Annotated in this window: 11 protein-coding genes; 4 read left to right on the plus strand and 7 right to left on the minus strand. The window is 60.4% G+C overall.

All coding sequences use genetic code 11. From position 1 onward, the window contains the following. Positions 1 to 17: 17 nt before the first annotated feature. Both MHY08_RS04430 and MHY08_RS04435 read left to right on the plus strand, forming a co-directional pair. The gene (locus MHY08_RS04430; RefSeq protein ID WP_239235530.1) at positions 18 to 860 is read left to right on the plus strand and encodes an HAD family hydrolase; all 843 of its coding nucleotides are present in this window, start codon (positions 18 to 20) and stop codon (positions 858 to 860) included. Between the two features lie 120 nt (positions 861 to 980). Continuing rightward, on the plus strand, positions 981 to 4,715 hold the full coding sequence (locus tag MHY08_RS04435; protein ID WP_239235531.1) for an acyltransferase family protein: 3,735 nt from the start codon (positions 981 to 983) through the stop codon (positions 4,713 to 4,715). Between the two features lie 191 nt (positions 4,716 to 4,906). On the opposite strand, the gene MHY08_RS04440 is transcribed toward MHY08_RS04435, so the two are convergent. Both MHY08_RS04440 and MHY08_RS04445 read right to left on the minus strand, forming a co-directional pair. Next, positions 4,907 to 5,230 (minus strand): putative quinol monooxygenase, encoded by a 324-nt coding sequence (locus tag MHY08_RS04440; RefSeq protein WP_005323747.1) that lies wholly within the window; start codon positions 5,228 to 5,230, stop codon positions 4,907 to 4,909. A gap of 88 nt (positions 5,231 to 5,318) precedes the next feature. Next, entirely contained in the window at positions 5,319 to 5,909 is a 591-nt protein-coding gene (locus MHY08_RS04445) for a hypothetical protein (RefSeq protein WP_239235532.1), read from the minus strand. Positions 5,910 to 6,074: 165 nt separating this feature from the next. On the opposite strand from MHY08_RS04445, the gene MHY08_RS04450 reads away from it, so the two are divergent. Then, a complete protein-coding gene (locus tag MHY08_RS04450; RefSeq protein WP_204609741.1) occupies positions 6,075 to 6,989 on the plus strand; it encodes an AEC family transporter in 915 nt (304 codons plus the stop codon). 4 nt (positions 6,990 to 6,993) lie between these two features. Here MHY08_RS04450 and MHY08_RS04455 read toward each other — a convergent pair whose 3' ends face one another. Beyond that, positions 6,994 to 8,727 (minus strand): alpha/beta-hydrolase family protein, encoded by a 1,734-nt coding sequence (locus MHY08_RS04455; RefSeq protein ID WP_239235533.1) that lies wholly within the window; start codon positions 8,725 to 8,727, stop codon positions 6,994 to 6,996. Further along, positions 8,694 to 10,502, minus strand: a complete 1,809-nt coding sequence (locus MHY08_RS04460) for an ABC-F family ATP-binding cassette domain-containing protein (RefSeq protein WP_239235534.1) — start codon at positions 10,500 to 10,502, stop codon at positions 8,694 to 8,696. The genes MHY08_RS04455 and MHY08_RS04460 overlap by 34 nt, the downstream gene beginning before the upstream one ends. 92 nt (positions 10,503 to 10,594) lie before the next feature. Here MHY08_RS04460 and MHY08_RS04465 point away from each other — a divergent pair, with 92 nt between their 5' ends. Then, entirely contained in the window at positions 10,595 to 11,938 is a 1,344-nt protein-coding gene (locus tag MHY08_RS04465; RefSeq protein ID WP_239235535.1) for a hypothetical protein, read from the plus strand. Here MHY08_RS04465 and MHY08_RS04470 read toward each other — a convergent pair whose 3' ends face one another. From MHY08_RS04470 to MHY08_RS04480, 3 genes are all read right to left on the minus strand, one after another. Next, the gene (locus MHY08_RS04470; protein ID WP_239235537.1) at positions 11,939 to 12,919 is read right to left on the minus strand and encodes a 4-(cytidine 5'-diphospho)-2-C-methyl-D-erythritol kinase; all 981 of its coding nucleotides are present in this window, start codon (positions 12,917 to 12,919) and stop codon (positions 11,939 to 11,941) included. Then, positions 12,920 to 13,780 carry a 16S rRNA (adenine(1518)-N(6)/adenine(1519)-N(6))-dimethyltransferase RsmA gene (gene rsmA / locus MHY08_RS04475; protein ID WP_239235539.1) on the minus strand — a complete coding sequence of 287 codons (861 nt, stop codon included), beginning with the start codon at positions 13,778 to 13,780 and terminating at the stop codon, positions 12,920 to 12,922. It lies immediately after the preceding gene. A 72-nt stretch (positions 13,781 to 13,852) separates the two neighbouring features. After that, entirely contained in the window at positions 13,853 to 15,034 is a 1,182-nt protein-coding gene (locus tag MHY08_RS04480; RefSeq protein WP_239235541.1) for a resuscitation-promoting factor, read from the minus strand. Positions 15,035 to 15,216 lie beyond the last annotated feature (182 nt).

Below are 15,216 nucleotides of genomic sequence, written 5' to 3' on the forward strand. Positions count from 1 at the left end.
AGTGTGACACAGAACGCATGCACCTATCCACCATCAGCCAATTCACAGATAGGTTCGGAATTTTGCTCCCACAGCTCATCGCCCTGGATATGGACGGCACCCTACTGGACGGCAACGGCCAGCTTCCACCAGATTTCGCTGCGATCAGCACCCGTGCCCACCAGCTCGGCGTCACCCTAGTACCCGCCTCGGGCCGCCAGCTCGCCACCCTGCAAGAGATGTTTCCGCACGAAGACACCTTCATTGCAGAAAATGGCTCCGTGGTCGTCCACGATAACCGCGTCATCAGCGCCACTACCCTGCCCAGCGCAGCTGTGCGCGCCGCCATGGCCGCACTCCAGTCCGTCGAGACCCCGCATACCGTAGTGCTGTGCACGCCGGATACCGCCTATGTGCACAAAGGCGCCGATGAACAGGCCCGTGCTGAGATAGCCAAGTACTACAGGTCAGTGGAATGGGTAGATGACCTCGATGCGCTATTGGATGCAGACATCATCAAAATCGCCGCTTACTGCGCCGACGGCAGCGAAAAGCACCTCCACCAGCCCCTTCTTGCGGCCGTACCGGAACACAATATCGCCATCTCTGGTGCCGTATGGCTCGATGTCATGGCCGCTGGCGTCAATAAGGGCGTAGCACTACAAACCATGGCCGAGCTCCTCTCGGTTCCTATGCCTCGTACCGCCGCTTTTGGCGATTTCCTCAATGACTACGAGCTCCTCCGTGAGGCAGGCACCGCCATCGCCATGGAAAATGCGCACCCAAAGTTAAAGGAAATCGCCGATCGCATTGCCCCACCCAATACCGAATATGGGGTCATGACAGTTCTGCGTCAGCTTTTTGACAGCGAAGAGTCTTAGACTCGAATTTTCGCCTCCGCCCCGCGCGCCGCACCTTTACTCCCCCGCAAGGAGAGAAGTGCTGGTGCGCAGGCTAAAATAGTCCGTTTAGAAAATATACGTAGTGCTTTGGGAGTTTTTGTGAAGCAAATTTTGCGCTCACTGCTGGGGAAGAAGAAACCTGGGCGTTCGAACGAACCACGCACACCGGTCTATCAGCCAGTACCGCCCAAAGCTGGCTCTACCAGTGCGCCCCAGGCCCCTAAAAACAAGGATTCTGCGCCCCAGAAATCGACCAACACCGAATCCGCCACAGGCGCACAATCCACCGAGCCGAAGGGCAAGCCCCAGGACCGCACCGATAAGGACAGCGAGTCCAAGAACCAAGCCAAACAAACACCCGCGCGCAAGCCCACTCCGACGAAGCCTGCACAGGCATCCGAATCCAAGCCTGCTGCTGCCAAGCCGAAAGATGCGAAGCCTGCCGCCAAGCCCGCAGCTAAAGGCACTACTCGGCCCAGCACCGAAAAATCCCAGGCAAGCAAGACCACTTCCGCAAAACAGCAGCAGGCTAAGTCCACCTCGCCATCTCCTGCAGCCAAGGCGCCAAAGGCCAAGCCTGCAGCCCAAGGTTCTGCCGCCAAGCCATCCGCTGCACAACAAAACAAGGCAGAATCCTCCCCCAAAGCGGCTGTTAAAAAGCAACAAAACTCCCCCGCTCAAGACAAGAAGCCACAGCGCAAAGCGCACGAACCGGTTCAGCGACCACGCCGCGGCGCAAGCTTTAGCACCACCCCGTCTAAGAATTCCCCAAAGACTCCTTCTACCCGCAGTACTTCCCCGAAGCCGGCCGCGAAGCCTGTCACCCAACCCCCTCAGAAAGGCACGGTAAAGCCAGCACAGCAGGCTCGCCCCAGCGCCGATAAACCGAAGCAGGCACCCAAGCCATCCTCTTCTTCCAGCGCGAAGAAGGCTTCCCCGCAACCGGCAAAGCCACAGAAATCCCAGCCGGCTAATGCCAAGCCGGCCACAGACCAGCAGCAAGCGCAGAAGCCACGCTCCCCCAAGCGCGTGCCGGCAAACTCGACAAAGCAGCAACCGCAGCCGCAACCAGCACCGAAGAAGGATGCGCAGCCGTCGAAGCCCTCGCAACCGTCCAAGGGCCAAGGACCAGCGCGTACTCCCAGCACTACAAAGCAAAAGGCTGCCCCACAGGCCTCGGCTCCTAGCACTCCAGCGCCAAAGAAAGGCACCACTGCCCCCAAGCCGAAGGTAGCTGCGCCAAAGACTGCAGCCGATGCATCCCAGCAGAAAGCTGGGGCGGCGCAGAACCAGACTGCCGACAATGGAAACAAGGTAGTCCAGCCGAAATCGCAGCAAGGCGCACCCTCTAAGGACAAACTGCCCAAGCAACAGGCACAGAAGCAACAGCCGCAGCCGAAGGCAAAGGAGGCGACGCCTCAGAACGAGGCCAAGAAGGTAACCAAGCGCCGCCCGGAGGTTAAGCCCTCCGATATCAGTCGCGGATTGGCTCGCAAATCGCAGCAGGTGGGCACTCCTACCCCGGCTCAGCAAAAGCCGTCGCGAGCTGCCCAAAAGCCTAAGGCAAAGCAACAGCCTGATCCGTCCCAGCCGAAGAAGGCCGAGCCTCAAGCCGCTCCGAACACGAAGCCTGCAAAGGCAGGCAAGTCCGCAGCGACAGGCGCTGCAGCAGCTGAAGCGGGTACGGCCGCCGCCGCTGCCGCCGCTGAGAAGAAGCGGGAGAAGGCACAGCCGTCGAAGGAGCAACATCCAGCCCCTGAAAAGCCACAGGCAAAGACGGCACCGCGCCAGCCACAACAAGCTGCGCAGAAGCCAGCATCGCAGAAAGATACTAAGTCTAAGTATCCGCTACAAAAGCAGGCCAAGGACCCTGAAGTGCTGGCTACGCCGCCAGAGAGCAAGGTCGTTAAGAAGAAGCGCCACGCCCGCCTGCGCCAGGTCAAGGGGCTGGATGGACTGCGCGGCCTCGCGGTTATTGCCGTAGTGCTGTACCACTTCTTCCCTTCCCTGCTTCCCGGTGGTTACTTGGGCGTTGACCTCTTTTTCGTCCTCTCGGGATTCCTCATCACTTCGTTGCTGGTGCGCGAATTCCGTACCTCCGGCACAATCAGCTTGAAGGACTTCTGGGTGCGCCGATTCCGACGCATCCTCCCGGCTGCAGTATCTGTCCTAGTCATGTGTACCGCTTTGGTGGCATGGATAGGCGGAGACCTAGCGGTCGGCTTGCGCCAGCAGTTCTTGGGAACTCTATTCTTTGTCAATAACTGGACCCAGATCGCCACCTCCCAGTCCTACTTTGCGGACAATGAGATTCAGGTCTTTGCCCACTATTGGTCGTTGGCCGTGGAGGAGCAGTTCTATGTCATCTGGCCGCTTCTTATCACCGGCGTTTTCCTGATTTCTCGCCGTAAGCCGCGCCGGCTTCCTATCCTCGTAGCCGCAGTCTTAGCTATCGGTTCCGCCGTGGCCATGGCGCTCATTTACGTGCCGGGTGAAGACCCGACGCGCGTTTACTACGGCACTGATACCCATGCTTTCGGCCTGCTCACTGGCGCCGTGCTGTCTTTGCTGATGACCTCTACCAAGTCCGACCCACAGGCGGATTCGTGGGCAGCAGCAGGCAAAGCCGAATCGCGCATCGCCGGAATCATCGGCACTTTGGCGCTCATCGGCTACGGTGCCCAGCTATTCCTCATGCCGGATGACGCAGAGATCACCTACCGGGGTGGACTCTTCCTCACTAGCGTGCTTGGTGTCCTAATGGTGTGGGGCGTGGTTCGCGAATACGGTCCGATGACCCCGCTCTTTAGGACCAAGGTCATGCGCTGGTTTGGCCAGCGTTCCTTCTCGCTGTATCTCTGGCACTGGCCGGTCATCATGATGCTCAAGGCGCTTTTCGAGGGCAACCAGAACTCCGATAAGTCGTGGATCCTAGGCCTTGTAGCCGTGCCTATATCGCTGCTCCTGTCCGAGATTTCCTATCAGTTCATTGAGAATCCTTTCCGCCGCGGCGGCTATAAGAAGACGTGGAAGACCTACTGGTCCTCCCGCCCAGGATTTAGCGAACTGCGCGATGGCTTTGGCAAAACCATGTGGCCGGTAGTCCCATTCCTGGTCATTGCCTCTGTAGCCGGCGTAGTCTACGGCGTTATTAATTCCAGCGATAAGACCGAGTTGGAGCAGCAGCTGGAGCAGCTTCAGCAGCAGAACCAGAGCAGCAACAATGCCCCGGCGCAACCGAACAACACTGCCCCACAGCCGCCTGCTGAGGACAACGATGATAAGGCTGCCGCGAAGGATAAGAAGACCCGCCCGATGCCGCAGGGCAAAGACATCACTGCTGTCGGCGACTCAGTGATGCTGGCTTCTAGTGGCGCCCTCAAGCAACGTTTCCCGCAGATTTACGTCGATGCAGACGTATCCCGCCACTACACTGCGGGTATCCAGATTCTGCAGCAGCTCAAGGACTCCGGCCAGCTGCGCGATACCGTCTTCCTCGGGTTTGGTACTAACGGCCCTGCCTTCCCGGACCAGATCAAGGAAGCGCTAGATATCATCGGCGAAGACCACACTATTGTCATGGCTGTTCCCTATGGTGACCGCGAATGGATGGCCCAATCCCAACAGGATGTCCTCGACGCAGCCAAGGAATACGACAACGTATATGTCGCGGACTGGTGCGGACATGCACAGAGCAACCCGGAGATCCTCTACTCCGATGGCGTCCATCCAATGCCAGAACGCACCGGCGAGTACTCGGATGCCTTCTACGACGCTCTAAAGCAGTACTCGAATGGCGACAAGACTGTGTCCTCTCAGTGCGTGCCGCAGTAAAGCAATGGAAGGCGCGAGGAGGGGCGTCGGAAAGCGCCTAGCTCCCTCCCCTCCCCGCCCTTCGCGCTCACTGCGGATGCTGCTGCTAGCGGAGCAAACTTTCCGGTGAGCGCGAAGGGTGCTGGTGCGCTTAGGCATAGAAAAAGCTCGCCTTCTACATTGCGGTAGAGGGCGAGCTTTATTCGTTGGGATTAGTCGACGGAAAATTCGCCCATCTTGTCCCAGCCGGTGCGGCCTTCGATGTGAACGTTAATGATGTCCGGGGTTTCCACGAGGTACTTCGGGAATTCCTCGCAGGAGCGCTGGAAGTGCTCGCTCTGGACGTGCTCTACGTCCTTGCCGTCTGCGTAAGACTCCAGCAGCAGGAAGCGCTGGCGGTCTTCTGGATCGCGGAACCACTTGAAGTCGATGCAGCCCGGCTCTGCATTGCAGGCCTCGGTGTACCAATTGATTTCATCGAGGAAGGTCTCTGCGTATTCGGGCTTAACGTGGAACTGTACGTTGATCAAAATCATGCCCCGATTCTACCGGCACCGTACGGCTTCATCATCGTTGCAGATGAAGGCCACGAATGCGGCGAAATCGGGGCTAGTAGAAAAAGGCTTAGTTGAGGAAGAACTCCGCAACGTAGATGTAGGTTCCGTCATAAGCAGTTGCTACGCCGAAGCCGTGCGGGGAACCAGCATTGACTGGAACATCGCGGTTGAACCAGTTCAGGCGGTCTTGCGCTTGCTGCTCGGTAAGGCGGTGAACAGAACCTTGTCCTTCGTCCTTGTGATTCAGGCCGTGGGCTACCCCGCCCTTGTAGTCGAGCTTGCCGGCGGCACCCTGGTTGGCCCATTCTTGGGCGATGGCGGTGGCGTGGGCGTCCTTGCGGTGACCAGCTTTCTCGAGGTGGGCGGTGGTGGCGGCCCCCAACTCGCCAGCGACCTTGGGCGCGTGGCCCGCCGGCTTGGCCAGGAATTCTGGCAGCGAGATATTGTACTTCTCGGCCAGCTCATAGGCCTGCGGTGGCAAGGTGACGCGGAAATCCTTCACAGCAGCGAGAGGATCAGAAGAAAGCTGCTGAGCCTGCGAAGAAGCTTGCTGAATCTGCGGCGGCAAGGCCGGCTGAGCAGAGGCCACGGTGGAAGTACCAGTAAGGACAAGAGCGGTGGACAGGGCGGCTACGGTTGCACGGTGAGAAAGCTTCATGCCCTCCACCGTGCCATAAGTGGCCGGCAGTTCGGAAGGAGTTTCCGGGCTGCGCAGGCAATTCGATACAACTTTGTTATGGTCCCTGTGTTCTTGAGCAAATACGGATGGTGGGACAATATCCTCACCGCGCATTTTTGGAGTACTGCGAAAGGTTGTTGACTGTTGCTGGACGTATTGACCGGGTTTGCGATTATTTTCGTAGTCATCGGCGTCGGGTTTGTGCTAGCCCACAGGGGTGTTATTGGCAAGGGCGAGGCGCGCTTGCAATTCAATCGCACGGCCTTCTGGGCGGCCACGCCGGCACTTATCTTCTCCAGCGTGGCTACATCCGATACCTCCGCGTTTGCGTCCCCAGTGGTGGCCGTGATCGCCGCTGCGTCCGTCGCCACCATGCTGTTGTATTGGCTGTGCAGCCGGCTACTCTTTCCACGCAGCGGCGCCGAAACCATGGCGGGTGCCGCGGCGGCGAGCTATTACAACTCGGTCAATATTGGCCTGCCCATTGCCACCTATGTCATTGGTGATGCCACCTACGTCATCCCGGCATTGGTTCTCCAGATGGCGGTGCTCTCCCCGTTTATCATTGCGGGGCTTAATGCGCAGGGGACGAGCCTGCGATCGATTTGGAGTTCCGTGGTCTCGGGGGTTACCGCGCCGGTGGTGTTGGCTGCGGTGGCCGGATTTATTGTCTCCGCGGCGCAGTGGCAAGTACCGGATGTGGTGATGAAGCCGCTGGAGATTTTGGGTGGCGCCTCTATTCCTATGATCCTGATGAGCTTTGGTGCCTCGTTAAAGGGCGACGGGCTATTGGAAGAAGACCGTCTGGCCACCATTACCGCGACGGTGTTGAAGTTGGTGGGCATGCCCGCTTTTGCGCTGGCCGTGGGCGCAGCGCTGGGCCTCGACGGCGCGGAGCTATACGCGGCGTTGATTTTGGCGGCGTTGCCCACGGCGCAGAATGTGTATAACTATACCGCCACCTATGAGGTAGGAGAAACCGTGGCCCGAGATACGGTCTTTCTCACTACCTTCCTGTCGCTGCCTGCGATGCTGGTCATCGCTGCCTTATTTGGCTAAACACCTAGTAGATGCCGACGTCGAGCGCGGCAAATTCGCGCTGCAGCTCATCGGGGTCAATGGCTCCCGCCACGTCCGGACCAGCGATGGCGGCAAAGCCGTCGAGCACAGATGCCCCGTAGTTATGACCGCGACCATCGGGTACGTCCTTTGCGCCGGGCAGATCGGCGGCTACTTGGAGGGACGAGATGATGGGCATCCACTGCATCACGCGCTCGGCAGAGTACGGGGTCCGCTCGCGCATCCAATCCGGCTCCTTAAAAGCCATCTGTGGCGACCACCAGGCCACCGGGTCCGAGGGGTGTTGGATATAAAGCATGCGGGTGCGCCCCCACTCCTCTTCTGGCACCGTGCCCCATTGGCGCACCTGCGCGTCATCGTTGGCAAAGCGCACGACGAGGCCGCCGGCGTATTCAGGGGAAATTTCAGAAGAGCCAGGGTCGCGGCGCTCCACAAACTGAGTGCGCAAGCGATTAAAGTGCGGCGGCCCAGTCAATAGGATGCCGTCGACGGAATTGGCGATATCGCGCACCCCGGAAAAGGCCGCTTCAATGCCCGTGGTGCCTAAGGATTCGCCGTACAGGTAGAGCTTCGGGCGCTTCTCCTCCGGCAGGCCGTTCCACCAGTCCACGATGGGGTTGATGAACTCCTGCCCGGCGCGTTCTACCTGACCACCGCCGGACAGGAAATGCAGGGCCGAGGGCATGGCGGAGTATTGGGCGGCCGCGATGGCGGTGTCGCCGCCGTAGAGCAGCTCGAAGGCCTGGGCGGAATAGGACGACACCCATCCCGTTCCGGTGGTCATAATGAGAAGCAGGGCCTTGCGGTCTTGGGCGTGGGTGCGCTCGAGTTCGTCGATAAGCAGCTGCGCTCGCTCCTCGTTGGAGGCGCGATTGCCCAGGCCGGCATAGGCGCGAATGGGTTCTTTAGCGGGCTTTCCGGTAACCTCTTCCAATTCCGCGCGGTGCGCACCGGAGGAGAGGAAACGCGAGCCTTGCAGTCCCACCCCATTCCAGTCCACGCGGGAGTCTGGGGAGCCACTGCGCTCAGCAGACGTGGGACGCTGCGTTGCGGGATCGGGTTCGGCGTTTTGGGCGGTAAAGATCCTCTCGCCCACGCCCACAATGGCGCCGGGGATGAGGTTTTCCACGGTATACGTGCCCACCAAGGCCACGATGAGTACCGCACCCACAACGCGGTAGGCGGCGCGGAAGCGTTGGGGAAAGTGGCTGGTAAGCCAGCGCACGCAAAAGCGCAGCAGGCGCAAAATGAAAAGGAAGGCGGTAAATACCGCAAGCGCCAACGGAACCACCAGCACATAGCTGGCAATGGTGGGTGCTGGCGCGGACAGGGCATCTGCGAGTTGGCGTTGCCACCGCACGGCGAAGATCGCAAAACCTATCATCCACACCACAAAAGCGCCGGTGGCGATGCGGGAGGCTAGGCGGTAGCGCCGAGCTGGCCACGTGGTGGCATCAAGCCAGGCATGCCGAGGCGCCACATAGCGCACCACGAGCCGGTACCACACGAGCTTGAGGGCGATGCCCAGCGTATAGCCGACCCCTGCGGCAATGCCGGAAACGAGCCCTTGGTAGAGCCAATCGCGCGGCAGGATAGATGGGGTAAGCCCCAGGGTAAAAAGCGCTGCGGCGCCGATAATGCCCCACAGGTCGAGGTGGCTGACAATATCGGCGATGCGGGCTTCTACCCTTCGAGCTTCTCCCCCAACTCCAGCCATTCCATCTCCAATTCCTCGTAGGCGCTGCGGTTTTCCTTTAGTTCTCCATCCAATTCGGTCAAGGCCTGGGTATCAACCTTTTCCGCGGCGGTGGCCATCTTCTCATTGATCTGCGCGGCTGACTTTTCCAGCTTCTGCATCTTGCGCTCGAGCGCGTTCATCCTCTTGGTGATTTCGCGCTCTTGCTGGGACGAGAGCTTCTTTTCTGGCTTCGGTGCAGCGCTATCTGCCTTCTTTTCTCCCAGGTTGAGCACGCCGGAGCTCTGCTGGGCCTCAAGTGCGGCACGCTTGCGCAGGTACTCGTCGATGCCGCCGGGAAGGTTGGTGAGCTTGCCATCGCCAAAGAGCGCGTAAGTGTTATCCGCGATTCGCTCAATGAGGTAGCGATCGTGGGAAATGACCACCAGGGTGCCCGGCCAAGAGTCCAGGAGGGACTCCAGCTCCTGCAGGGTGTCGATGTCGAGGTCATTGGTGGGCTCGTCCAGCAGCAACACATTGGGCTCGGCCATCAGTACGCGGGTGAGCTGCAAGCGGCGGCGCTCGCCGCCGGAAAGATCTCCTACCGGGGTGCGCTGACGCTTGGCGGAAAATCCCAGGCGCTCGGCCAGCTGGGAGGCGGAAAGCTCCTTTTTGCCGAGCTGAACGTAGGTGGCGACGTCCTCGACGGCGTCGATAAGCCGGCGCTGCGGGTCTAGGTCATCGAGTTCCTGGCGCAACCAACCGAGGCGCACGGTTTGGCCCTCGATGCGTTTGCCGGCCGCCAGCTCGTACTCGCCGGCCAGGGTGCGCAGCAGGGTGGTCTTGCCGGAGCCATTAACGCCCACCAAACCGATGCGCTCGCCGGGGGCTAGGCGCCAAGTGAAGTGATCCACCAAGGTGCGACCGTCCGGGGACTGCACGGTGGCATCCTCTAGCTCGATGACCACGCGGCCTTGGCGCTGCTTAGAAAAGGCCATGAGCTCGACCTTATTGCGCGGCTCCGGGACGTCAGAAATCAGCGCCTCGGCGGCCTCGATGCGGTAGCGCGGCTTGGAGGTACGCGCCGGTGCGCCGCGGCGCAGCCAGGCCAGTTCCTTGCGGGCGAGGTTCTTGCGGCGCTGCTCCATGGCATCGGCCTGGCGGGCACGCTCGGCGCGGGCAAAGGTCCAATCGTTGTAGCCGCCCTCGTAGGTATCGACCACGCCATCGTGCACCTCCCAGGTCCACGTGGCCACGGTATCGAGGAACCAGCGATCGTGAGTAACCACGACCACGGCCAGGTTGCGCTTGAGCAGGTGGTCCGCGAGCCATTGCACGCCTTCCACGTCGAGGTGGTTGGTTGGCTCATCGAGCACCACGAGGTCCAAATCTTGCACCAGCGCGGCGGCCAGGTTCACGCGGCGGCGCTCGCCACCGGAGAGCGAACCCACCGGAGTATCGAGCCCAAGATCTACGATGCCCAGTCCGCCCAAAACATCGCGCACCTTGGCATTGGAGGCCCACTCATAGGTCTCCAATTCCAGCGGCTCGATGATCACTTGCGCGATGGTCAGCTCATCGGGCAGGTCAAAGCGCTGCGTAACCACAGCCATGCGCAAATCAGAGGTATGGGATACACGGCCGGCGTCGGGTGGCTCGATGCCGGTGAGCACCTCCAGCAGGGTGGTTTTGCCACCGCCATTAACGCCGACGATGCCGATGCGATCGCCGCTTTGCACACCTAGGGATACCCCGTCTAGGAGGGTTTTTAATCCATAAGTTTTGCTGACTTGCTCGAGGTTAATCAGGTTTGCCATAACGAGTGTCCATCTTAATACCTCCCTGCACATACCCCCGCATTTCTCCAAACTATTGCTATTGATTTTCACGTCCAATAGTGTGCCTATGTATGAAGCATTACACACTTTCCCTCTGCGCGGTGCTCTCTGCCGCGGCAGTAGCCATTGCCTCCTGTTCCGCCCCCACCGAAGAGGAAAAGGATTCCCTGCACTCCCACGACCACGCGCACAGCGAGGAGGACCACGCTCACGAGCACGCCCATGAGCATGAGCATGAGCACGGCCATGACCACGCCGGGCACTCGCACGAAGGTTTCGAAGCCGAGGAGGGCGAGACCGAGGTAGCCCAGCTGCCCACCCGCATTGTCATTTCCCACGCGGACGGACTGCGTACTTATGACGCCAAGACCGGCAAGGTAATCGGCGAGGACAAAATGAATGCCTTCCTGCGCTTGAGCGATGCCGGCGATGACCGCCACGTCGTGGTCACCAAAGGCGATAGCTTCCTTACCTACGACACCGGGCGCATCACCAAGGGCCACGGCGATCACAACCACTACTACACCGCTGAGCCTTCGCTTGGCGACGCCCCTATCAAGGCCCCGCACGCCGGCCATGTGGTCCACCACGACGGCTTTACCGCACTGTTTTCTGATGGCGATGGCGTAGCGAAAATTTACAAGACCGAAGACATGGGCAAAGACGATGCCCAGCCGGTCAATACCGTAGAGACGGGGGCTGCACACCACGGCGTGGCCGTACCGCTGAAGGATGGCTCGGTAGTTATCACCAAGGGAACCGAGGACGAGCGCCACACCATCCAGCACCTGGACAAGGAGGGCAAGGTCCTTACTGAAACCACCGAGTGCCCTGGCGTACACGGCGAGGCCGCCGCTGGTAACGGCAATATCTTCTTCGGCTGCGAGGACGGCCCTGTAGTCTTCGACGGCACCAAGTTCCACAAGGTAGATGCCTCCGCCTATGCCGGTGCAGGCGGCTACCAGCGCTCGGGCAATGCTGCCGGTTCGGAGGAATCCGATGTCATCTTGGCCGAGAATAAGATCGACAAGGTTGCAGAGCTCGAACGCCCCACCTCCGTAACCCTGGTGAATACCAAGGACTTTTCCGCGAAGAAGGTTGACCTCGATGCTTCCTATTGGTTCCGTTCCCTGGCCCGCGGCCCGCTAGGCGAGGCACTGGTGCTCACTACCGACGGCAAACTCAACATCATCGACCCCGAATCCGGGGAAATCACCTCGCAGATCGATGCCATCTCCAAGTGGAAGGAAAATAAGGAATGGCAGCAGCCGGGGCCAATCCTGCAAGCTGCCGATGGCTACGCCTTTATTACCGACGCCCAAAAGAAGCAGCTCGTGGTCATCGACCTCCTCCAAGAAAAGGAAGTCAACCGCTTTGACCTCGACATCGAGCCCACCGAGATGACGGTGCTCTAGCTACAGCGCCACAGCACCGCTAGCGGGTCCATGGGTAGCCACACCTTTGGTTCCGGAAATTTCCACCGTCACCTGGGAGACCACTTCCCTAGCCTCCTCTGCCCCGGCGCAGAGGAAGGCACAGGTCGGACCACTGCCGGAGACGATGCCCGCGAGGGCTCCGGCGGCCACACCCGCCTCCAGCGTCTTGCGCAGGTCCGGGCGCAGGGAAAGCGCCGCCGGCTGCAGGTCATTGTGCAAGTGCTCTGCCACCCGGTGCGGGTCGCCCGAGATCAGTGCCTGCGATACCGCCGCGGTATCCATGTGCGGCTCGCCGCCGCGACCCTTTTCTCGCATTTCATCCAGCTTGTGAAAGACCTGCGGGGTAGATAGCCCGCGGTCCGAGGCAATAAGCGCCCAATGGTAGGTACCGCGCGCCATCATCGGGGTAAGCTGCTCGCCGCGCCCCGTACCGAGCGCGGTGCCACCCAACAGAGTAAAGGGAACATCAGACCCCAGCGCCGCGCCTAGCGCGTCCAGAATCGGCTCACCCACCGAGTCGATGTTGTAGTAGCCGCCATAGCAGCGTTCGGCTAAGCGCAGCGCGGCTGCCGCATCAGCAGAGCCGCCCGCCATGCCGCCGGCGGTAGGGATGGCTTTGTGGATTTCCAGCGCTACCTCCGGCAGCGCCTTCGGCCCATGGGTGGTGTATAGGTACTGCATGATGCGGTTAACCGCGGTCCACGCCAAGTTTGTATAGTCCTCTGGCACACCCTGTGCATGAGGGCCCGTAACCTTTAAGCCTTGAATGCGCGGCTTATCCACCTCGGGATTACCCAAGTCCGTGAGCGCCACGGTGTCATGCAGCTCCAAAGACTGAAAGACACTGGCAAGCTCATGGAACCCATCCTCGCGCGGCTCCTCCACACCGAGGTGAATATTGACCTTGGAGTGAGCGCGCGCGGTATAGACGAACGGTTCGTTATCTAGCGGTGCACTCATTTAGATTCCCGCCAATCGTACGAAGTCCTCCACGGCGAGCTTTTCGCCGCGCTGCTTCGGATCGATATCCGCCGCTCGCAGGGCTTCCTCGGCGGCGGCACCCGAACCAAAATGGCCGGACAATGCCGCGCGCAGGGTCTTGCGGCGTTGGGCAAAGGCGGCGTCGATAACCGGCCAGACCTTAGCCCGCGACTCATCGGTGACCGGCCAGGGGGCGTCCGCAAAGACGTCTATGCGCACCAGCCCGGATTCAATATTGGGCGCGGGCCAAAAGACGTTCTTGCCAATCGTGCCGGCCTTGGAGACCTTGCCATAGAAGCCCGCCTTGACCGAGGGCACGCCATAAACCTTGCTGCCGGGCTGGGCGGCGAGACGGTCCGCCACCTCCAGCTGGACCATCACCAGCACGCGGCGGATGGAGGGGAAGGTCTCCAACAAATGCAGTAGAACCGGCACAGCGACGTTATACGGCAGGTTGGCCACGAGGGCAGTCGGCTCCGTGACGTCAGAATCCGTCACGCGCAACGCGTCCTTTTCCACTACACGCAGGCGCTGCGCATACTCAGGGGCGCGCTCGGCCACGGTATCGGGCAGCTGCGCTGCCAGGCGGGAATCGATCTCTACCGCGGTCACGTCCCCCACAGCCTCTACGAGGCCAAGGGTCAGCGATCCCAGTCCGGGGCCTACCTCGAGGACGCGATCTGTGGGATCCAACTCCGCCGCGGCGACGATGCGCCGGATGGTATTCGGGTCATGCAGAAAGTTCTGCCCCAGCTTCTTGGTGGGCACGATGTCGAGCTTCTCCGCGAGGGCGCGGATCTCTACGGGACCCAAAAGCGCGGCGCCGGTGGAATCAGTCATGCCTTCTAACTTAGTAGAAGAGACAAAAAAGCCGCACACCACAGTGGGTGTGCGGCCAAGAAGCGCTGCGGTTTAGCGCAGGCCCAGCTTGGAAGTACATGCCGGCCATGCGCCCCAACCCTGCGCTGCCTGCACCTTTTCTGCCACGGCAATCTGCTGCTCGCGGGAAGCCTGCCATGCCTCCGGTGCGTACTCGGTGCCACCGAACGCGGCCCAGGTGGATGGGGTGAACTGCAGACCACCGGAGAAGCCGTTGCCGGTATTAATAGCCCAGTTACCGGTGGCCTCGCACTGCGCGATGGAATCCCAGACGGAGCCATCGGCTACCGCTGGGGCAGCAGCACCGGAGTTGCCGCCCTCCTCCGGCTTTTCTTCCTCGGCCTTCTTGGTGCCGCGGGCAATGGTGGCAGCCTTAGGCTCGACGGTCACCTTTTCCTTGATGACGTCATTGGATTCCTTAGCGCCGTCCTTCATTACCAGCTTGTGGGTAATAACGCGCTTGCCCTTAACGCCTTCCTCGCGGACCTCTTCGGTACCCTCTTCCAGCTCCGGGTCATCGACAAAGTTGGGCTCAGCGTCAAACTCTTCTTCCGAGTCATAGGTAGTGGTGGACACCTGGTCCACCTTGATGGACATGCCCTCGGTAACCTTGGTGTCCTTGGACGGGAAGACGCGGTCATCGTCATCAACGTCGATATTGCGAGCCTTGAGGACGTCCTCAACGGTCTTAGCGGCAATCTTGGTGTAGGTTACCTTGCCGCCATCATTAATCTTGACGATCTTCGGGGACACAACCTCAAGGTCCATGCCCTCTTCCAGCTGGGCGTCCTCGTCCACGTCAGCATCACCGGACTTCACAGAAGCACCCTTGACTACGCCGTCGAGGTTACCCAGCAGGTCAGATACGGTCAGGTTGGTGGTGGACAGCTGCTGCTGCACACCATCGATGGTCACGGCTACTGGCTTGGCGGTGCGCACGGAAATCTCATCGCCGTCGCCCACGGATTCGGACGGGGCTGGTGAGACGATGTCCTCCTCGCTCACCTGCACGCCGGCTGCCTCCAGCGCGCCGTCGACATCCTTGGCAAAGGTAGCCAACTCCACCTTGTCACCGTTGATGTCCACGGTGACGTCCTTTTGTGCCGCAACGGCTACCACGCCGCCGACGGCCAGGGTGCCCAATACGCCACCCGTTGCCAGGCGCAGTGGCAGCGAGCGGGAGTTATTGAGGCGCTTGATCTGATGAGGTGACATGCTGAATAAATCTCCGGTTGTGCAGGTTTCAACAATTACAAGAGTTTAGGCCAGCAGAGTTGTCCACGCAGGCGTTTGCTCTACTGAGATCCGCTGCTGCCGCACCGAGGGTGGCGCTGCAGGACCCTAAAACCTAAACGAACGATTAATAACGATACGATAACAGCACCACAAAGTCGAGG

It is taken from the genome of Corynebacterium sp. ACRPJ, from assembly GCF_022347345.1.
GTDB classification, from domain to species: Bacteria; Actinomycetota; Actinomycetes; order Mycobacteriales; family Mycobacteriaceae; genus Corynebacterium; species Corynebacterium tuberculostearicum_D.